16 protein-coding genes, 1 tRNA gene and 1 other RNA gene are annotated in these 21,049 nt (G+C 44.3%); 13 read left to right on the top strand and 5 right to left on the bottom strand.

Translation table 11 applies throughout. The features are described from left to right. Positions 1–45: 45 nt before the first annotated feature. Positions 46–130, bottom strand: a tRNA-Tyr gene (locus R2S67_RS18425). A 284-nt stretch (positions 131–414) separates the two neighbouring features. Between R2S67_RS18425 and R2S67_RS18420 the strand changes: the two genes are divergently transcribed. The 3 genes from R2S67_RS18420 (at position 415) to R2S67_RS18410 (ending at position 5,057) form a co-directional block, all read left to right on the top strand. Beyond that, on the top strand, positions 415–1,524 hold the full coding sequence (locus tag R2S67_RS18420; RefSeq protein ID WP_012842013.1) for an efflux RND transporter periplasmic adaptor subunit: 1,110 nt from the start codon (positions 415–417) through the stop codon (positions 1,522–1,524). Continuing rightward, positions 1,524–4,637, top strand: a complete 3,114-nt coding sequence (gene vmeF, locus R2S67_RS18415; protein WP_109168579.1) for a multidrug efflux RND transporter permease subunit VmeF — start codon at positions 1,524–1,526, stop codon at positions 4,635–4,637. Before R2S67_RS18420 ends, vmeF begins: the two co-directional genes overlap by 1 nt. Before the next feature lie 222 nt (positions 4,638–4,859). Next, entirely contained in the window at positions 4,860–5,057 is a 198-nt protein-coding gene (locus R2S67_RS18410) for a type II secretion system protein (protein ID WP_005390570.1), read from the top strand. 90 nt (positions 5,058–5,147) lie between these two features. Here R2S67_RS18410 and R2S67_RS18405 read toward each other — a convergent pair whose 3' ends face one another. After that, complete coding sequence (locus R2S67_RS18405) at positions 5,148–5,723, bottom strand: porin family protein (protein WP_152815172.1); 576 nt, start codon at positions 5,721–5,723, stop codon at positions 5,148–5,150. A gap of 213 nt (positions 5,724–5,936) precedes the next feature. On the opposite strand from R2S67_RS18405, the gene R2S67_RS18400 reads away from it, so the two are divergent. Continuing rightward, a complete protein-coding gene (locus R2S67_RS18400) occupies positions 5,937–6,254 on the top strand; it encodes a DUF1244 domain-containing protein (protein ID WP_005390574.1) in 318 nt (105 codons plus the stop codon). 62 nt (positions 6,255–6,316) lie between these two features. Here the strand turns inward: R2S67_RS18400 and R2S67_RS18395 are convergent, their stop codons facing one another. After that, positions 6,317–7,411, bottom strand: a complete 1,095-nt coding sequence (locus R2S67_RS18395; protein WP_046874698.1) for a PLP-dependent cysteine synthase family protein — start codon at positions 7,409–7,411, stop codon at positions 6,317–6,319. Positions 7,412–7,549: 138 nt separating this feature from the next. Between R2S67_RS18395 and R2S67_RS18390 the strand changes: the two genes are divergently transcribed. Both R2S67_RS18390 and R2S67_RS18385 read left to right on the top strand, forming a co-directional pair. Then, positions 7,550–8,014, top strand: coding sequence for an Lrp/AsnC family transcriptional regulator (locus tag R2S67_RS18390; protein ID WP_005390577.1), 465 nt, complete (start codon positions 7,550–7,552; stop codon positions 8,012–8,014). Between the two features lie 461 nt (positions 8,015–8,475). After that, positions 8,476–11,517, top strand: a complete 3,042-nt coding sequence (locus R2S67_RS18385; RefSeq protein WP_317346554.1) for a cadherin repeat domain-containing protein — start codon at positions 8,476–8,478, stop codon at positions 11,515–11,517. A gap of 64 nt (positions 11,518–11,581) precedes the next feature. On the opposite strand, the gene tesB is transcribed toward R2S67_RS18385, so the two are convergent. Further along, on the bottom strand, positions 11,582–12,442 hold the full coding sequence (gene tesB / locus R2S67_RS18380) for an acyl-CoA thioesterase II (protein WP_005390581.1): 861 nt from the start codon (positions 12,440–12,442) through the stop codon (positions 11,582–11,584). A 240-nt stretch (positions 12,443–12,682) separates the two neighbouring features. Between tesB and R2S67_RS18375 the strand changes: the two genes are divergently transcribed. Beyond that, a complete protein-coding gene (locus R2S67_RS18375) occupies positions 12,683–13,117 on the top strand; it encodes a YbaY family lipoprotein (RefSeq protein WP_012842007.1) in 435 nt (144 codons plus the stop codon). Positions 13,118–13,147: 30 nt separating this feature from the next. On the opposite strand, the gene R2S67_RS18370 is transcribed toward R2S67_RS18375, so the two are convergent. Then, positions 13,148–13,450, bottom strand: a complete 303-nt coding sequence (locus tag R2S67_RS18370) for a DNA base-flipping protein (protein ID WP_317346553.1) — start codon at positions 13,448–13,450, stop codon at positions 13,148–13,150. Between the two features lie 257 nt (positions 13,451–13,707). On the opposite strand from R2S67_RS18370, the gene R2S67_RS18365 reads away from it, so the two are divergent. From R2S67_RS18365 to R2S67_RS18340, 6 genes are all read left to right on the top strand, one after another. Then, the gene (locus R2S67_RS18365; RefSeq protein ID WP_046874702.1) at positions 13,708–14,451 is read left to right on the top strand and encodes a hypothetical protein; all 744 of its coding nucleotides are present in this window, start codon (positions 13,708–13,710) and stop codon (positions 14,449–14,451) included. Positions 14,452–14,603: 152 nt separating this feature from the next. Beyond that, on the top strand, positions 14,604–16,607 hold the full coding sequence (locus R2S67_RS18360; protein WP_317346551.1) for a GGDEF domain-containing protein: 2,004 nt from the start codon (positions 14,604–14,606) through the stop codon (positions 16,605–16,607). Between the two features lie 137 nt (positions 16,608–16,744). Beyond that, positions 16,745–16,841: signal recognition particle sRNA small type (gene ffs, locus R2S67_RS18355), an RNA gene on the top strand. A 208-nt stretch (positions 16,842–17,049) separates the two neighbouring features. Beyond that, on the top strand, positions 17,050–17,784 hold the full coding sequence (locus R2S67_RS18350) for an RNA methyltransferase (protein WP_109168575.1): 735 nt from the start codon (positions 17,050–17,052) through the stop codon (positions 17,782–17,784). 248 nt (positions 17,785–18,032) lie between these two features. After that, positions 18,033–18,452, top strand: a complete 420-nt coding sequence (locus R2S67_RS18345) for a CBS domain-containing protein (RefSeq protein ID WP_005390603.1) — start codon at positions 18,033–18,035, stop codon at positions 18,450–18,452. A 178-nt stretch (positions 18,453–18,630) separates the two neighbouring features. Then, positions 18,631–20,937 carry a zinc/cadmium/mercury/lead-transporting ATPase gene (locus tag R2S67_RS18340; RefSeq protein WP_085343467.1) on the top strand — a complete coding sequence of 769 codons (2,307 nt, stop codon included), beginning with the start codon at positions 18,631–18,633 and terminating at the stop codon, positions 20,935–20,937. Positions 20,938–21,049: the final 112 nt, after the last annotated feature.

The raw sequence follows: 21,049 nt of genomic DNA, 5'->3' as shown, positions 1-21,049 counted from the left end.
TTCCAAGTTGTTCTTATGTTTAAAGGAAAAACACAAGAAAGAATATGGTGGAGGGGGACGGATTCGAACCATCGAAGGCAGTGCCGGCAGATTTACAGTCTGCTCCCTTTGGCCACTCGGGAACCCCTCCAGAGGATTTTTATACTTAGCAAGATGTTTTCCCAACTCATCTCCCAAGTGCGGAGCGAATCATAGCAAACTCGCTCAGGCTGTAAAGCGTTTTTCTTGCGTTTTTACGTTGAATGCTGTCTTTTTGGGCAAAGATGGTAGAAAGTCAGCGTTTTGTGTGTCCTTTGAACAGAAGAGAAACGCTCTTTTTACTTGAATTTACACTACTTGACGTTAAACCACGTATCTACTGATAAAATGTAAGCAGTTTAATGACATAAGTTTATTCGTTTAGAAGTCAATATCATGAGCATGAAAGCCACGTTATCGTTATCTGTTTTAACGCTTTCTATATTAATGAGTTCTCCATCAGCTTTCGCAGCTATGCGAGGCTCAGCAGTTACCGTCGTAACTGAACAAGTAGAAACGCACGAGATCAATCAATCCTTATCGCTTATCGGTAAACTAGAAGCGGCGGAGTCTGTGGTTGTTGCATCGGAAGTCGCCGGCAAAGTGAATCAAATCGCTGTTAAAGCGAATCAAAATGTCCAACAAGGTCAGCTGTTAATAAAGTTGGATGATGATAAGGCTCAAGCCGCTTTGATTGAGGCAAAGGCGTACCTTAAAGATGAACAACGTAAGCTAAAAGAGTTTCAACGTTTGGTTAAGCGAAATGCTATCACCCAAACTGAGATCGACGCACAAAAAGCAAGCGTTGAAATCGCACAAGCAAGGCTGGACGCCGCTCAAGCAAATTTGGCCGATCTTCATATTACGGCTCCATTCTCTGGCACTGTTGGTTTCATTGACTTTAGTCGCGGTAAAATGGTTAGCGCGGGTACAGAGCTGTTGACCTTGGATGACCTTTCCGTCATGGAGCTGGATTTACAAGTACCGGAGCGCTATTTATCGATGCTTTCTATTGGTATGGAAGTCATTGCCAAAACCAGTGCATGGGGTGAACAGACGTTTACTGGTCAAGTCACAGGCATTGATACGCGGATTAGCTCAGAAACGCTGAACCTGCGTGTGCGTATTGAGTTTGAGAACCCTGAAAACCGCTTAAAGCCGGGCATGTTAATGAATGCATCATTGGCCTTCCCTGCGATTGAAGCGCCAATTATCCCGGTTCAAGCACTAGAATACTCTGGCACCAAGCGTTACGTATACGTCATCGATGACAACAATAAAGCGACTCGACAAGAAGTCATTCTCGGTGCTCGTGTCGATAACGAAGTCGTTATTGAATCAGGCGTTGAAGTTGGCGACAAAATTGTTGTACAGGGCATCGTTAATATGCGAGATGGTGTTGAAGTTAAGGAAATTGTCGCACCAGGAAAGTCAGAAACAGCTAACGCAACTGGTAATCAAGGTGTTCAAAGCACGCAAGACGAAGCGGCTAAGGAAGCAAACTAATGTTACTTTCTGACGTTTCTGTAAAACGCCCAGTCGCAGCGTTGGTATTGAGTATGCTGCTGTGTGTATTTGGTTTTGTATCCTTTACGAAACTAGCGGTGCGAGAAATGCCGGACATTGAAAGTCCGGTCGTTTCCATCAGTACGCGTTACGAGGGCGCTTCCGCGACGATCATCGAGAGTCAAATTACGTCTGTATTAGAAGATCAGCTTTCAGGTATCAGCGGAATCGATGAGATCAGTTCGACGACGCGAAACAGCAGTTCGCGTATCACGATCACTTTTGAGCTAGGTTACGATCTCAATACGGGTGTTAGTGATGTTCGCGACGCGGTGGCTCGCGCTCAACGTTCGCTACCTGATGAAGCGGACGATCCAATTGTCTACAAGAATAACGGTTCAGGTCAGGCCTCCCTCTATATTAACCTCAGCTCTGCAGAGATGGACCGCACTCAATTGACGGATTATGCAGAACGTGTACTGATGGATCGCTTTAGCTTGATCTCTGGGGTGAGCTCCATTGATCTCTCTGGTGGTTTGTACAAGGTGATGTACGTGAAGCTTAAGCCAGAGCTGATGGCGGGGCGCTCAGTCACGGCTTCGGACATTACATCGGCACTGCGAAGTGAAAACTTAGAAAGTCCGGGTGGTGAAGTTCGCAATGACTCGACAGTCATGTCGGTACGGACAGCGCGTAGCTATAACACGCCGGAAGATTTTGAGTACCTCGTAATTAAAAGAGCGAGCGACAACACGCCTATCTATTTGAAAGATGTCGCTGATGTTTTTATCGGTGCAGAAAACGAAAACTCGACCTTTAAAAGCGATGGCGTTGTCAATGTTAGTTTGGGGGTTGTTCCTCAGTCTGATGCGAACCCGTTAGAAGTAGCAAAATTGGTTCGAGCTGAAGTTGATAACATCCAGAAGTTCTTGCCGGAAGGAACGCGGCTTGCTATCGACTACGATGCGACGGTGTTTATCGAGCGCTCGATAGAAGAGGTATATAGCACGCTATTTATTACGGGCGGTTTGGTTATTTTGGTGTTGTACATCTTCATTGGTCAAGCTCGTGCAACCTTGATCCCAGCTGTTACGGTTCCGGTATCGCTGATTTCCTCATTCATTGCCGCTTATTACTTTGGCTTTTCTATCAACTTAATCACCTTGATGGCGTTGATCCTGTCTATCGGCTTGGTAGTGGATGACGCGATTGTGGTTGTTGAAAACATCTTCCACCATATCGAACGTGGTGAATCGCCTTTGCTTGCGGCCTATAAAGGCACGCGGGAAGTAGGCTTTGCCGTTATCGCGACAACGCTAGTGCTGGTGATGGTATTCCTGCCGATTTCTTTTATGGATGGCATGGTAGGTCTGCTATTTACTGAGTTTTCTGTCTTGTTGGCGATGTCAGTAATTTTCTCGTCTTTGATCGCCCTAACATTAACTCCTGTATTGGGTAGTCAGATTTTGAAGGCGAATGTAAAACCAAATCGATTTAATCAAGTGGTCGATCGCCTATTTAGTAAACTTGAGAGTGGTTACCGCTCATTATTGAAAGGCGCATTGAAAATGCGTTGGGCTGCACCGCTGGTGATTTTGGCGTGTTTGGGCGGCAGTTACTTCTTGATGAACCAAGTGCCAGCCCAGTTGACCCCTCAAGAAGATCGCGGCGTGATGTTTGCGTTTGTACGCGGGGCTGATGCTACGTCATACAATCGTATGTCAGCCAATATGGACATTGTTGAAGACCGATTGATGCCATTACTTGGGCAAGGATATCTGAAGTCGTTTAGTATTCAAACGCCTGCATTTGGTGGACAGGCAGGCGATCAAACCGGCTTTGTTATCATGATTCTAGAAGACTGGAACGAGCGAGATGTAACAGCTCAGGAAGCGCTTAACAAAGTGCGTGGCGCACTGGCTGGCATACCTGATGTTCGAGTGTTCCCATTCATGCCTGGTTTCCAAGGTGGTTCGAGTGAGCCTGTTCAGTTTGTGTTAGGTGGCTCTGATTACGATGAACTTCTCGTCTGGGCTGAAATGTTGAAAAACAAAGCAGAAGAATCGCCAATGATGGAAGGTGCTGAGATCGATTACTCAGAGAAAACGCCAGAGCTATTGGTTACGGTCGACAGACAGCGTGCCGCAGAACTAGGGGTCAGTGTCAAAGACATTTCTGATACGCTAGAAATCATGCTTGGTGGTAAAAGTGAAACGACTTATGTTGAGCGTGGCGAAGAGTATGATGTGTATCTTCGTGGTGATGAAAACAGCTTTAATAATGCAGCGGATTTAAGCCAGATTTATCTGCGAACTAATAGTGGGCAGTTAGTGACGTTAGACGCGGTCACTAAAATTGAAGAAGTGGCAGCTTCTATTCGTCTATCTCACTACAACAAACAGAAATCCATCACTATTACGGCTAATCTGTCAGAAGGCTACACGTTAGGAGACGCGCTGAATTACCTTGATCAACAAGCGATAGACAACTTACCAGGTGACATCTCGGTGAGTTATTCTGGCGAGTCAAAAGACTTTAAAGAGAACCAAGCGAGTGTTGCTGTCGTATTTGCGTTGGCATTGCTTGTGGCGTATCTCGTGTTGGCGGCTCAGTTTGAAAGCTTCGTGAACCCGTTAGTGGTGATGTTTACGGTGCCGATGGGCGTATTTGGTGGCTTCCTTGGCTTGGTTGTGATGGGGCAAGGCATGAACATTTACAGCCAGATCGGCATGATCATGTTGATCGGCATGGTGACGAAAAACGGCATTTTGATTGTCGAATTTGCCAACCAGTTACGTGACCGTGGTGTTGAATTCGAAAAAGCGGTTATTGATGCAGCTGCGCGACGTCTACGCCCGATCTTGATGACAGCATTTACCACGCTTGCTGGTGCTATTCCGTTGATTGTATCGACAGGGGCAGGTTATGAGAGCCGTATTGCCGTGGGTACCGTGATCTTTTTCGGGATGGGATTTGCAACATTGGTGACCTTATTTGTCATCCCGGCTATGTACCGATTGATTTCGGCGAAAACACAGGCGCCAGGTCATGTAGAAGCTGAATTGAACAAAGCACTCAGCCACGATACAAAAGGCCGTATTGCTCATCCTTAGCCGCTGTACGTAAAGCTTTGATTGAAAACACCGAACAACWGTTGTTCGGTGTTTTTTTATATTGAGAGTGATTACTTATAGATCTAATGATTATTTTTGTTTATTATTTCGCCACTTCTTCGAGGGGCACAGGACTCGCTCATCGTATTGACTGAATGTCGGGTCTTGTTAGGTGTCATGCCGGGAAAGCAGCATATACCTATTATTATTTGAGGTGTTCTCTTGAAAAAAGTACGTGGTAGTTACATGGTAGAAATGGTTTTAGTTGCGGGTGTTATGGCGTTGTTAGCGACCACTGCACTTCCGACGTTAACGAATGCACTAAAAGATCGTCAAGATGGCATTTTACACTCTCTCGATGCCGGTCAACCAAGTAGCCATGTGAATCAAGAGACAACAGAAAAGTTTTCCGCTCAGTAACTGATGACACACCGTAGATTGTAAAACAAGCCGAGGTAAAAACCTCGGCTTGTTTGTATTTCAATTCTGGTAACTTGGTGCTACCTAATGTTAGAAGCGTTTCCCTAAGCTAATTTGCACACCTTCGTAGCTGTCGTAAAAATCTTCAAAGCCCATATCTGCGACATTATAGATGTACTCTGCGCGCAACCAGATGTCTTTGCTCATATCCCAATGGACACCAGCACCGATATTGAATAGTGCTCCTGAATCATCGGTGACTTTTTGTTGGTTTGGAACGTACATTTCTGCCTGAGTCCCTAACGCGGTCACGCGGCCGAACAAAGAAAGTGGCGTATCGCCAAGGTTATCACTGGTCAATACTGCTGACATACCCGCTTGGTAATAGTGCAAATCCAAATCTGTTTTCAGTGTGTCGTTCTTAAGTTCGTTTTGGGAATAGCGAAGCACACCTTCAAACGCAAGGTATTGATTGACATGATAGCCCCAACCAACAGTGATATGTGGTGTGGACCACTCATTGTCTCTGTCTGAGCCAAAATAGGGTGTATCAAAACCGACGTTACCAGTACCCAGATAAAAATAAGATTGATGAGTTTGTTCTTGAGCAGCAAAAGTCGGCACACTGATGGTCAAGGCAGACAATAATAGAATGGCGTTTTTCATAACTTGACGATAACCTTTGTAAAAGACCGTTGTAATGATTTATGTTAATATTAAATTAATCAATAAGATAGATGGCGTTTATCATATCAGCTTTTACGCAAAGGTAGTCATTTAGACTGGGAATTGTTGCGCTAAAGCAGACTTCCTAGGCTGGAGAACTTACTATTCGGTATGGTGACTAACGTCAATCAAATAAGAGAGAAGGAAAGGAAAGTGGCTGAATTCAAATATAAAAATCTGACTCAAGAAGAACAAGATAAGTTAGACGCGGCGACATTTCGTCGTTTATTGGCGCATTTAGACGCGAATAAAGACGTGCAGAACATCGACCTCATGATTCTTGCGGGCTTCTGTCGCAACTGCTTTAGCAAATGGTACAAAGCTGAAGCGGAAAATCTCGGTGTGGATTTAGATATTGATGACGCTCGCGAACGTGTTTACGGCATGACTTACGATGAATGGAAACAAAACCATCAACCAGCAGCAACGCCAGAACAATTGGCCGCGTTTGAAGCGCGTCAGAAAAAGTAACCCCAATCAATAAAAAACAGCCCGCAAATAAGCGGGCTGTTTTTTACATTCGAATTTGCATCTTAAGCGGTAATTGGACCGCAACATGCCGGTTCGACACAGCCTTTCGCTTGAATGACTTCAAGTTGCGCGAGGTAAGGTTGAATATCACCGATGTTCTCTTTTACCCATGCTAAGTCGTAATACGTATCTAAGTAACGCTCACCAGAGTCACATAAAAGTGTCACGATAGAGCCTGTTTCACCGCGTTGTTTCATTTCGCAGGCCAGTTGAAGCACACCGTAGAGGTTCGTCCCTGTTGATGCACCGACTTTACGCCCAATCAGTTGAGAAACCCAATGTGCAGTTGCCACACTGGCAGCGTCTGGAATTTTGCGCATCTCGTCAATAACACCTGCAATAAAGCTTGGCTCGACACGTGGTCGACCAATGCCTTCAATTTTGCTGCCGGTCTCACCTTTTAATGAGTGATTACCTGACTGGAAAGCGTCGTAAAACACCGAGTTTTCAGGGTCTACCACACAAAGTTTGGTGTCGTATTTTTGGTAACGAATAAAACGACCAATGGTTGCAGACGTGCCACCAGTTCCTGGGCTCATTACTACCCAATTAGGAATTGGGTGATCTTCTAGTTCCATTTGGCTAAAGATAGAGTTCGCAATGTTGTTGTTGCCGCGCCAGTCAGTCGCACGTTCAGCATAAGTAAACTGATCCATGTAGTGACCATTTAACTCTTGGGCCAAACGTCGAGACTCGTCATAAATCTGATCTGAGCGCTCTACAAGATGCGCTGTACCACCGTAAAACTCAATTTGTTCAATTTTTTTACGCGCGGTGGTTTTCGGCATAACGGCAATGAACGGTAAGCCAAGCAAGCGAGCAAAATACGCTTCTGAAACGGCAGTGCTGCCTGAGGACGCTTCAATCACTGTGGTTTCAGGACCAATCCATCCGTTACAAATCGCATAAAGAAACAACGAGCGTGCCAATCGGTGTTTCAGAGAGCCTGTTGGGTGCGTGCTCTCATCTTTTAGGTAGATATCGATACCATCAAGAGAAGGCAGTTCGAGTTTAAATAAATGAGTATCAGCAGAACGTTGAAAGTCTGCTTCAATTTTACGCACTGCATTGTTGATCCAGTTGTGGTCAGTACACATGGCGTCTCTCCTTGGAAATCGATAGATAAGCATTAGATGGGAATAATTTACCTATAATATGAGAGAAAAACTTTGCTATAGTTGCTGGTAATAGATGTTATGGTAGAAAAGTTTTCTACACTTCGTGGGTTTTATAGGGTGAGTTTGGATCGAGTCGATAAACAGCTGCTTGCGTTGTTACAAACCGACAGCACCTTGTCATTAAATGAGTTAGCAGAGCAGGTAAATCTGACAACGACGCCATGTTGGAAGCGTTTGAAAAGGTTGGAAGAAGAAGGCTACATCGAAAAGCGCGTGGCGTTACTGAGTGCAGAAAAACTCGACCTGTCTTTTATCGCTTTTGTTCAGCTAAAAACCATCGATCACTCCGAAGATTGGTATCACCACTTTGTCACAACAGTGAGTGATTTCCCTGAGGTGATGGAGTTTTATCGTATGGCCGGCGAGTACGACTACATGATGAAAGTGCTGGTGAAAGATATGAAGTGTTTTGACGAGTTTTATAAGCGCTTAGTTAATAGTGTAAAGGGATTGTCTAATGTGACTTCAACATTTGCTATGGAATCCATTAAATATACGACTGAGTTACCACTTCTCAACTAAATAGCTTTATACGAATTTTATTTAATGGTTACTCTACCTGTTAGCATTTTAAGTGTTAACAGGTAGCAGGGTTATTCTAACTAGGTTACTTTTTACTGGATTGGAATAAATATAAACGATATTTATTCTCTCTTCTATTTCCGCATTAACTGTTTGTTTTTTATCCTCCACCAAGCGCTAATACAGCAAAATGCATGAAAAAATAACGCAATTTTTTCTCTTTATTTTTCGTGTTTTATTTTTGTTGAATATTCATTCTTACTAAATTAATTAATTGGTTTAATTTAAACGTTTGCTTTGTGTTGTTTTGTGTATTTTAGTCACCACTTCTGAACATTTATTTTTATGCGTAATACAGTAGCAAATACTTAAGTAATAAAGTACTCAAAAATGGATATAGTGATTAATAAAACATCGTATTATTATCGCTAGCACTTATTTGTGACAAAGTGTTTCTAAAAATGAACAGAAAATATTATTTGCTTTTTCTTGCGGCTTTACTCGCTGGTTGTGGTGGTGGAGGTGACTCTAAAACGAACAATACAAAGACACCAACTACGATAACAAAGCAGAGTCGTCCACAGTTAAAAGCTGAAGACACGGTATTGAAGTTTGAGGGCGTGGGAACCGTTACAGAGGCAAAATTGAGCAATGTACATGGCTCGGTGTCTTATCAAGTCATTGACTCTAATCCGATAAATGTTGTGAAAATTAATGACTCTGGAATGCTACAAATTTTGCGTCCAGGAACGGCAACAATTCTGGCTACGGATAGCAGTTCTGCTTATGAATCCTCTGAAGCACGATTTTCTATCACTGTGGAACGAGGTATTAACACAGACCTTTCGGTTAGTGATCTAAACTTCAATGCAATCGAATCTGAAGGGAAAGCGCTGACCGTTCGTGGCCAAAAAGGTGAATTGAGTTATGAAGTAGAAAGTGGTCATAACTTGATTCGGGTTGATCAGAACGGTTCGGTATATTCATTAGGCTCAATTGGTCAGGCGTCGGTACTGATTACTGACTCAGGTAACGAGCTTTATCTGCCGAAGCAAGTTCGCGCGACGGTGAAGCTTCATGGAGTAGCATCCGGGCAACTTCAATTCGCCTTGCTGGAAGACGAATATAGAAAAGGGCTGACGTTAGAACCTGCACGTTTAGATAAAGCTCAAACGCAAAGCATCACATACAAAATCATTCGCAGCGAACCAGACAACAAAGTTGCCGAGTTACTCAACCCTGAGTCAGGTGTGCTCCTTGTTCATAATGTTGGGCAGTTAACCGTTGAAGCGACAGCAACTTACAGCGATGCCTTTTTAGATAAGCAGCAAACGGCGCAATTTGTTGTGGATGTAAAACAAGGTCAACGCGAAGCAATCAGCGTAGCGGATGTTGTGAAAACTTATGAGGAAGGTGGCCGAATTTTCCCTAAGGTGACGAACGCTCGCGGCGACTATTCACTGCGAATTATTAGCGGCACAGATGTTATCGCTAAATCTATGAGCAGTGAAGCACTGCTGATCAAAGGTGTAGGTACGGCTGAAGTTGAAATCTACGAGCATGAAATGCGTAATTATCCTGCAAGCAAAGCTCGCTTCAATGTTGAAGTTAATCGCGCGCCTCATCCAGTGATGAACGACATTGAAATGTCGCTTATTTATCAGCCTAGCCTCTCAATTCCTTTGGCATTTTCAGGACAAAAAGGCAACGTAAGCCTAGTCGGTAGTTTACCGGATGGTTTAAGAATGACCGATGGCAAATTAGAAGTAGAGACGGCTGGTGAATATAGTCTTAAGTTTGAAGATGATGGTGGGGATTTATATCAACCAATTCAGTTTAATGTAGTCATCAAAGTAGCGAAAGCTGCGGGACAAGCCATGGTGACACAAGATTATGAAATGGTGTATAGCAAAGACTATAGCTTTGATCTTCGTCGTGACTTTGGTTTAAGTACAAGTAACGATCATGTAGAACTCGTTGATAACACTGCTACAGATGTTATAGAGGTTACTGCGGATGGACGTGCCTATGTTTACAAAGCGGGTAAAGCGACGTTAACAGTTCGCAGACAGGAGAGCGCGAATTATACTGCGGGTCCAGATCAGAAAGTGTACGTTAATATTCTGAGTGCGCCGAGTCGGATTGATGTGCAATCCGATGTGGAAGAGACTTGGAAAACCAGCCAGCCTTATGTTCAAAAACCGACCATCTCTGGTACGGTTGGCGAAGTTTCGTATCGATTTGCAGAAAATGCAGCAACGGATGTGGTTTCCCTAGACAGCAAAACGGGCGAGATGCGCATCCTCAATGCTGGCAGCACAAGAGTTGTTGTATCGGATGCAGGGGACGATAAATTTACTCCGGGTGAAAGCAGTTTCTCTGTAACGATCAAACAGGGCACAAACCCTGTATCGATTGCTTATCCAACGGTAGACTTTTCAGCGGGTACTATTATCTCACCAGTGATGAGTGGAGGAGAGGCGAAAGCCAGCTATCGTCTTATTAACCAAAAAGATCCTGTGGTTGAGTTAGTCTCTTCTGAAACGGGGCGTTTGAAGATTTTGCACGCAGGCGAGTACCAATTAGAAGTGACGCTAACTGCACGTAACTATACAACTAAAACCGTATTGGTTAACGGCACCATTAATAAAGCGGATCATCCCGGTCTTACCACGAAACTTCAAACCGTTGAGTTTACGCCTTTCAAGGCAATTGACTTAGATTTCGGTAGAACGGTCGGTACTCGCACTTACTCATTTGGCGATACTGTGAGCAAAGATCTTGCCACGTTAGACAATGCGAATGCTGAGTTGACGCTAACCAATTATTCTCAATACCATTCTATTGCGCTAGATATCTCTGAGAGTGAATCGCGAGATTACAAAGCGTTACCAAGAACAAAAGTCACGGTTAGTGTCGATTTGGCAGAGTCGGGTGTTGCAGATAAATACACACAACTTAATAGCGAACAAACCGTTATTGTGAGCACGCTTAGTGCCCCACAGTTTGCCAATTTAGAAGAGAGTGAATTTGGTATCTTGGGTTCGCGTTCGGTACGTGAACCGACGGATGACGAGTTGCAAAAACACGGTAAAGGTAAGGTTGTGCTATTTATGTTTAAGCCAGTTGGTAGCGATGACCGAAGACAAGAAAAGGCAGCGTGGGTGCATGTTGCTCGATTCGATGGATGTACATCAGAGCTATTTGCTGATGACCTTAAGCCTTTTAATGCAATTGGTTATGATGATCCAGGGTATTGCACCAGCGGTAGCACTATCCGTATGACTCGGTTCTTAGTGATTGATGATTCTAATTTGGAAGACATAGAGTATGAGTTGGCTGCACCAATCATTACTTACCGTCGTGGGGTGCGTGAATTTTTAGCAACGGATAAAGGTGGATTCTATGCTGACCCAAATGTCGTTTACGGGAAAAGCGAATACGGCTACCCGAAATCACTTTACGAATGGTCGGTCATTACTATGAAGTATCAACCAAATTAATCATCGTTTGATACCCACAAAAAAGGAGTGCTGAGCACTCCTTTTGTCGTTTAAGATTTAGCGGTTACTTGGTATAGCGCATTACACCTTCTTGCACTGCGGTTGCCACTAAATGACCTTGCTGGTTATAGATTTCGCCACGCACTAACCCACGAGTATTGCTCGCTGTTGGGCTTTCTATCGCGTACAACAACCATTCATCCATTTTGAACGGACGGTGGAACCAGATTGAATGGTCAATGGTGGCAACTTGGAAGTTTGGCGTCATTAATGACACTTCATGTGGGTGCATTGCTGTCACGAGGAATCCCCAATCTGATGCGTAGGCCAACAGGTACTGATGAATAAGCAGGTTCTCTGGCATTTCACCATTGGCACGAATCCAAAGATACTGTTTAGGCTCTGCTTTTTTGGGTTTTAGGGGGTTGATGACCGTAACAGGACGGGTTTCAATTGGCTTTTCACCACAAAATGTTTTGCGTAGTCGCTCTGGCAGGAATTCGGCTATATGGCTAGCAAGCTCACTCTCAGAGGCGAAGTTTTCTGGGCCAGGAATGTCTGGCATCTCCTTTTGATGATCAAACCCAGGTTGATCGCCATGGTAAGACGCCGTTAGGTAGAAAATAGGGCGTCCATTTTGAATCGCCTTAACGCGCCTGGTGCTGAAGCTACGGCCATCCCTTAGGTTTTCTACATCATAAATGATGGGCTTTTCTGGATCGCCAGGGTACAAAAAATAGCTATGGAAGGAGTGCACCGCGCGTGTTTCTTCAACGGTGTAGCGCGCAGCAGAAAGCGCTTGCCCAATCACTTGGCCGCCATACACTTGAGGCAAACCTAGGTTTTCACTTTGGCCACGAAACAAGCCCTCTTCTAATTTTTCGAGTTGTAGTAGGCTGAGCAATTCTCGTAATGGTTTACTCATTGTGTCTCCTCACCGTTGTCTTTCACTCCAACTTACCTCAACAGTCTCACTCTTGTGAAGTACCATAGTTAAGAACTATTGAGTAACTTAGAAATAGTATTGTTCCGATTATGAAACAAAATCAATTGTTTGATAAATTCTAACTCAGTCAAACTATTGTCAAATAAGCTGACAGGAAGCAGACAGTTTTGTATTCCACACCTATAATTGCTCCGGTTTAATACTCTTTTCGAGGAAGATATGAAAAAAACACTACTGCTTGTTACTTCTTTACTCTTTGGGGCTGCGTTAGTGGGTTGCCAAACTTCTCAAAATACAGAAATGGAATCTGCAGAGGCGTCAATGAAGACGATTACAGGTACAGTGGCTTACCGTGAGCGTATTGCTCTGCCGCCAAACGCAGTGGTTACCGTTGCGTTAGAAGATGTGTCTTTGGCTGATGCGCCAGCAAAAGTACTAGCAAAGCAGACATTCGAAACGGAAGGCAAACAAGTTCCTCTTTCTTTTGAGCTGAACTACGATAACAATGAAATCAAACCAAACCATCGTTACAGCGTCCGTGCGCGTATTGAAGTGGATGGTAAATTGCGTTTTATCAGCGATACACATAACGGTGTAATCACAGATGAAGCACAAACTCACCAGTTGGATATTCGTCTAGTTGGTACGCGTTAATATCAAACTCAGCGAACAAAAAATGGCAGCCTAAGGCTGCCATTTGTATTTTCTTAGCGAAATTTTTCCAATCTCAGATACTTCAATTCCTTCGGCTTCTAATTTCTTTGTTTGTCGTTCTAAATTACAGCCTTTTAAGGATATTTTTCCTTGACTATTTATCACTCTAAACCACGGGAGTTTGCTGTCCTCTGGCAAATTACCAAGCGCCTTACCAACATGTCTTGCGTAGCCCGGGTAACCTGCCATTTTTGCAATTTCCCCGTAGGTGGAGACTTTTCCTTTTGGAATTTGGTGAATTACAGCAAAGATTTGCGCTAAAAATTGGTCCATACTCAAAAGTGTCTATTGTGGATTACTAAGGAATGGTAAACCATCGGACTTGTATATTGCTAACGGTTCTTAACGTTTATATTGCCCGCGATTGACTTTTGTTGATCACATTTTCTCTTCAGTCGTGCCGTATGTTAATGAGCGTTAAAAAGCATAAAACAAACACAAGCTAAGCTTGAATCTAGACCCTCTCAACGACTTTTAATCCCAGTTTTTGCCGTTGAGTTACCAAGTAGGTGGGGAAGCCAGGAGGCGCTATGATTTTATCGACACTTCAATTTTTCATTACGACTTTACTCGCAGTGGTGTGCGTTCGAGCGATGAGTTTGAGCGAGGGAGATATTCCCGTTCTTGCACTCATGATCCCGGCGTTGTGGATCTTGCCACAAGGCGGGTTTGCAGGCTTGGTGTTGCTGGGCGCAATGATGGCTTTTGGCGCTACGCTCTCAATGCAACCAATCGCGCTATCGATTGGTATTTTGATCCTTTTCCCACTTTTAATGGTAGTGTTCTCTCGTAGAAGTTCGTTGGGCGTTCTGCTCACCGCAGGCCTAATCGTACTTACTCTACAAGTCGGTATTATGGTCACGCAACAAGGTGGGAAGCTAGATGGCTCCGCTTGGGTTACAGTGGTTCAAACTGTCGCTGTCATGGCGATGTGGTGGTCTGCTGTACATTGGACCCCATCCAATAAGCACAGCTGGTGGCCGATGCTGTTGTTGTTCCCATTATGGATTGCTGGCTTGCCATATGCCGTTCTTGTGGCACTGAGCGTGACAGGAATGCTGGCTTCAATGGAAACCCTCGCGAAGCTCAAACACTCCATTCGTTGGAGTAAACTATTGTGCTGGACATTACCGACAGTTGGCTTTGCTGCCTTAGTGGTAAGTCCGACTACAGATGTACCAAACCCTGTTTTTGTTGTTTGGATCTGTTTGTTAGGAACGGCTTGGATGACGGACTATATCTTACGTAGCAGCGATGAACAGGCAGAATTATGAGTATTTCGTCAGGTAAAAAGTGACACGTGCGGCAGACTATCGAATTGGTTGTGGAACAAAATGAAGATTAGTATATGTTCTTCATTTCATATTTACTAAACTTCCAATAATAATAACCACATTATAAGTGGTTGATTTAAGATAAGTTTGTCATGACTACCTTTGCTCGAACACTGTTGCTTTTTACTTGTTGCCTACTGAGTTTGAATGTAAAAGCTGAATCACCTTTAATTGCTCATTATAAAGTTGCGACAGAAGCGGATGATGTCGTCACCCGTGTTCTTTTTAATGCTGCATCGAAAGAGTTCGGCTTTACCGTTCAATATGTGAACTATTCCAGCTTTGATGCCATTCTAAATTCCGTCGCGAATGGGGAAGCGGACTTTGCTGCGAATATCACTTACACAGAAGAGCGTGCTCAACGCTTTAGTTACTCCCGTCCAACTAATATCGAATATACCTACCTTTTTGGATTAAAAGACTCGACGTTGAGTGACATTTCACGAGTTGGCGTCCCTAAAGATACGGTTTACGCTGAATTACTTAAACAATACTACCCGGAGCTAAAACAGGTCTCTTATCAAGGTCATGAGCAAGCGGTAACGTTACTGAGATCAGGCGTTGTTGAAGGCGTAGTCGATGCCATCAATCAGCTTAAGCCGATGCTGCTGGAGGGCTTTGACGCTAAGATGTTAAATGATCAGATTTCGATAAAGCCAGTATCGATCATCAGTAAAAAAGATCATCATCTCGAAGAGTTGGATACGTTCGCTACGTTTATTCATGGGGAAGGAGTGCAAAAGCAACTTCGTGAAGAGATCTCCCAGTATCAATTTGAATTAAGGCGAGCGGCATTGCGAGAATCTATTCGCTTATTACCTCTCGATTTTAGTGAGCCTATACGGATCAAGCTCGAATCTATCTTTCCATATGTTGTTTACAACGAAGACGGCAGTATCGAAGGGATGACGGCAGATGTCGTCCTGAGAAGCTGTGAGATCTTGGCATTAAACTGCGTGATCATTAGTGAGCCAAATGAAAGTTGGGGCTCCATGTATCACGAGTTTATGCAGGGGAGCTTTGAAATTTTAGCGCCGTTAACGGTCAGTCGCGAGCGACATGAATTTAGTTACTTTCCCAAGCCCCATTACTCACCAGCATCCGTTATGGTCAAGCGTTTAGGTTACAAGCCGAACACTTACTCTCATGTGTCACAGTTGATCTCTGAGCGGATTGGTGTGGTTGAGGACGACTTTTTCGACCAAATGATGACACAACTTTTACCGCTAAAAGAGCTGAAACGTTATCGTACCCAACAAGAACTCATTCAGGGTTTATTGAATGAAGAGGTCGATTACATTCCGATGGATACCGCGATGCTCAACCACTTTTTACGTCTGAGCGAGTTGGTTCCGATAGAGCAGGACACGGCGATTGGTGAGTTTTATCAGTCACAACTTTCTGTTGGATTGGTGGCGAACGAGAAAGGTGCCATGCTTGCTCCTTTTTTCAGTCGAGCGATAGCGATGTTGGAAGTTGATAAGATCATTGCCCAGTACGACCTGCGCCCAGATTGGCGTACCGCGCTTGAATATGAGGTTCGGCTGGCAACGCAAACGCAGGCTGTGTTTGTCTTTGTATTGTTGTTTGCGATTTGCGTTTCGCTTTATCTTTATCGTCAATCGAATACCGACAATTTAACGGGGTTAAGAAATCGCCGCGCGTTGCAAGTAAAACATCGAAAAGGCGTAAACAAAGAGCTATCCATACTTTACTTAGATATTAACCACTTCAAACGAATCAATGATACGTACGGTCACCGTGCTGGTGATGAGGTGTTGCAATTATTGGCGCTAAAAATTCATTATGTATGGTCAGGGAAAAGTTACCGGATAGGGGGAGATGAGTTCATCTTGTTGGGCTACCCGACTCAAGCAGAATTAAATAGGGCAATGAAAGAGCTCAGCAGAATTGATGTAAAAGGCAAACTGTGTAGTGAGTTAGAGTCTGTGGGTATCTCTATCGGTGTCTCTGAAAAAAGAGAACAGCACATGAGCTTAGAGCAAGCCATGCATTTAGCTGATGAAGATATGTATTCAAGTAAGCAGTCAACACGCCGCTATTCTTCTTCTCATCGTTACGTGGCTCAATCGTAGAGGAATGAATTGATCGAGTTTTGTCCAAACGGTAATGAAATGACGAAATTCAAGGTTTTTGCTCTTGCATTATGAGGGCTGATACTGAATAATCGCCCCATCGATTGAGGCAAGTCCTCTCGAAAAGAATTATGGGGCTCTGGTCCTCTCGCAACAATAGCTCGTGAACTCGGTCAGGTCCGGAAGGAAGCAGCCGCAGCGGGTGACTTGTGTGCCGGGATGTGGCTGGGGTCCCACCCTTTAAAAGCCCTGCGTATATCGCAGGGCTTTTTTCGTTTTTGAACCCTCTTTTACTGCGTTTGCTCTTCAAAGTCTTCTGATGAATCAAGTTTCTTGAGGTTATTTAGGTATAATTTATAATCTCACGCGCTTGATACCGAACTGTCGTGAAGATTGTTTCGAGTACATTCGCCGAATAACCATTTTCACCTGGGATACTTTAATGATTTCAAAAAACCAATTAAAACTGCTTCGTGCTTTAGGTCAAAAGAAACAGCGTAAAGCGCATGGCTTATTCCTAGTTCAGGGTGAAAAGAACGTTTTAGAGCTGGCAAGTAGTTCATTAAAGGTGAAGCATGTCTTCGCAACCGAGGCATTTCTCGAACAAAACGCTAGTACGCTAAGTAGTTTTGATTGCATTGAAGCATCGCTTGACGACCTGACCAAAGCGAGCACTCTCGTGAGCAATAACGCGGCCATTGCAGTGGTTGAAATCCCGAGTGTAAAAGTGCCTCAAGCAAAAGGCTTGATGATTGCGCTAGATGGCGTATCTGACCCAGGTAATCTAGGAACGATTATTCGTGTCGCAGACTGGTATGGCATCAAGCACATTATTGCGAGTACAGATTGTGCTGATCCGTATAATCCTAAGACGATCAGCGCGACCATGGGCAGTTTTGGCCGCGTACAAGTGAGTCTGGTGGATTTGCCAAGTTACTTAGAAGAAGCCAACTTGCCAGTTTATGGCGCGTTTCTGGAAGGGGAGAGCGTTCATAAAACGGAATTCGCTGCTGAAGGTATTTTGTTGATGGGCAGCGAGTCCCACGGCGTACGTGAAGAAGCTGCGAAGCTCGTAACAAATAAGATCACGATTCCGGCATTTGGTGGTGCTGAGTCGCTGAATGTCGCAATGGCAACCGGTATTATTTTAGACAATATGCGTCGACATCATTGTTAATGTAACTATGCGCCAATAATGAAGCCAGTCAATTTGACTGGCTTTGTTGTATTTACCACCTGTCAAAAATGAGCCCATTTGCAAGTTGTACTCAATTAAACAACAGTGAATGCCGAGGATGACTTAATTTTGATTCAGATCAATAGGCTGCACCTATAAATAAAATTACTCATTTCCATTTAGTAAATTCAGGAAATTAGGCGACACTTATCTAAAGGCCGCAATAAAATGCCCTTAAGGAGATAAGAATGCATTCATTAAAAGTAAAAGATTACATGACGTTGCAAGCGGTGACCTTCACTAAAGATATGTCACTTTCGGCTGCTTTGAATAAAGTCATGCAAAGCGTCACATTAGGTGGGCCCGTCATTGATGAGAATGAAAAGGTAGTTGGATTCTTATCAGAGCAAGACTTGTTAGATAAATTGGTGAAAGCGAGTTATCACTGCCAAGATACGCATACCGTTCAAGAGTGTATGCATGACGATGTTTTATCTGTTTCTCCAGACATGTCAGTGATTGAGTTGGCTGACATGATGAAGATTGGTAAGCCAAAAATGTATCCAGTGGTTGACGGCAAAGGTAAATTGGTCGGCGTTATCACTAGGCGAGATGTGCTGCGCGCCATCGGGATGACTTTAAATGAATGTTTTAAGCATCCAGTTTAACCTTTCTGATCAAATATCATAGGTGCTTGATTTTTAAATAAGTCATTTGGAAAGACGCTTCGGCGTCTTTTTTATTTCAATCGACGAGTTTTTAAAAAATCACCTTGACCTTGGAGCTAGCTCTAAGGTTTATCCTTAGTCATAGGCAAAGAGCCTACACCAATAAGGAAAATAAATTATGTGTACGAAACATCAAGGTTGCCAATCTAGCAAAATCAAAACTGCGGTGCCGCTTGGCGCGAGCGAGTCGTGCTGCGCACCAGTAAAATCTTCACTCAACATTTCTCAAGCTGGCGTAGAAGTGTCTGAAAGTTCATGTTGCAGCGGAGGGAGTTGTAGCGCCGACCCAGGTGAGGAAGAAGAGCCCTCAAGGGAGAATGATTCCTCAATTCGAAACTCGTGGCTTGTGTCAGGTATGGATTGCCCTTCATGTGCACAAAAGCTTGAGAAGGCTATTACGTCTTTGGAAGGTGTTAGCCAAGCAAAAGTCTTGTTTGCAACAGAAAAACTGGTTGTCGATTTTGACGATCGCGAGCTGACCTCTACGATAGAGCATACAGCCCAACAAACAGGTTTTCCACTTTCTTCACTCGATGCTCCAAAACCAAATACCGCAACGAAGGGCTGGCGTGGGGTAGTAAAAGACAACATTCAAATTCTCTCTATTGCTAGTGCGATGGTTGTCGCGGCAATAATTTCTAAGATCGACCCTCAAATAAGCACTTGGTTATTCACGTTGACCTGTTTACTGGGTTTATACCCAATTGCGCTCAAAGCGTTCAAGTTGGCGCGTAGCGGTACGCCTTTTGCGATTGAAACGTTAATGAGTGTGGCAGCGCTCGGCGCTTTATATTTAGGTGAAACCGCTGAAGCGGCAATGGTGTTATTGCTTTTCCTTATTGGTGAAAAGTTAGAAGCATATGCATCATCCCGCGCTCGAAGTGGTGTCCAAGCGCTAATGGACTTAGTCCCAGAAAATTCAATTTTAATTGTTGATGGTGAGCGTAAAGAGGTGCCTGCAGCTCAGCTTAAGCCGGGGGATATTATAGAAGTTGCCCCCGGTGGTCGTTTGCCAGCGGATGGTGTGTTGCAAGATGCGCTTGCGAGTTTTGACGAAAGTGCGTTAACGGGAGAATCCGTTCCCGTTGAGCACCAAACGGGTGGCAAAGTGATGGCCGGAGCTGTGGTTGTCGATAAAGTCGTTCGTTTACAGGTGACTTCTCGTCAAGGCGAGAATGCGATTGACCGAATTCTCCATTTGATTGAAGAAGCAGAATCTCGTAAGGCACCATTAGAACGTTTTCTGGATAAATTCAGCCGTTGGTATACGCCGCTGATGATGTTGGTGTCCCTGATGGTTATCGTCACGCCACCACTGTTGTTTGCTCAACCGTGGGAAACGTGGATTTATCGAGGACTTGCCCTGTTACTGATCGCCTGTCCTTGTGCGTTGGTTATTTCAACGCCTGCAGCGATTACTTCTGGCTTGGCGGCTGCGGCGAAGCGGGGGGCATTAATCAAAGGTGGTGCGGCGCTTGAGTTGCTTGGTAAGGTGGAGTCCGTCGCATTTGATAAAACCGGTACATTGACGCAAGGTAAGCCGCAGGTGACCGACGTCTTTGCTTTTGATGTAGATGAAGACAAGTTACTTAGCCTGACAGCCTCAATCGAAGTTGGCTCAAGCCATCCTCTCGCGGTTTCTTTAGTTAATAAAGTGCAACAGCAGGGGCTTCCTATTCCTGAAGCGCTAGATAAAACCGCGCAAGTGGGCTCTGGTGTCACAGGTTACGTCGATGGGAAAATAGTCCAAGTAGTCACGCCTTCTAAGGCCGATTTCCCACTTTCTCAAGAAACCGAAGAGCGAGTGGTGACGTTGGAACAACAAGGTAAAACGGTTGTTATTGTGCGTTACGATTACGAGGTCATTGGCGTGATCGCATGGCAAGATACATTGCGCCCAGATGCCCAAGAAGCTATCGCTACGTTGAAGGAGCTTGGGATAACGTCGGTGATGCTAACCGGTGACAACCCGAGAAGTGCTGAAGCAATGGCGACCAGAATAGGCTTGGATTATAAAGCAAGCTTATTACCAGCAGATAAAGTGCATTACGTCGAGAAACTATCACAGCAACACACCGTTGCAATGGTGGGAGATGGTATTAATGATGCGCCAGCGATGAAAGCTTCGAGTATCGGTATTGCGATGGGAGGCGGTACGGATGTTGCGCTGGAAACGGCCGACGCGGCAATAACGCACAATCGTCTGATTGAGTTACCTGCCATGATAGAACTATCGCGTGCGACGTTAAGTAATATTCGTCAGAATGTTGCGTTAGCGCTTGGTTTGAAAGGCGTTTTCTTGGTGACAAGTTTATTGGGCATTACGGGTCTATGGGTGGCAGTATTAGCCGACAGCGGCGCAACTGCACTGGTTACGTTAAATGCGTTGAGATTACTCCGTTTTGAGTCCAAGCAGGCCAAGTGACCTACCTAACTAGCTAATAAAAAGCCCGAGGCATTCGTGTCTCGGGCTTTTTTAACCGTATCGACGAAATTCAATAAGATGTCTTAGTTTGTTTTTGAAATCACGCATCGCT

It is taken from the genome of Vibrio sp. T13N, from assembly GCF_032970445.1.
Taxonomy (GTDB): Bacteria; Pseudomonadota; Gammaproteobacteria; order Enterobacterales; family Vibrionaceae; genus Vibrio; species Vibrio diabolicus.
This window is presented reverse-complemented; position numbering and strand designations above follow the sequence as displayed.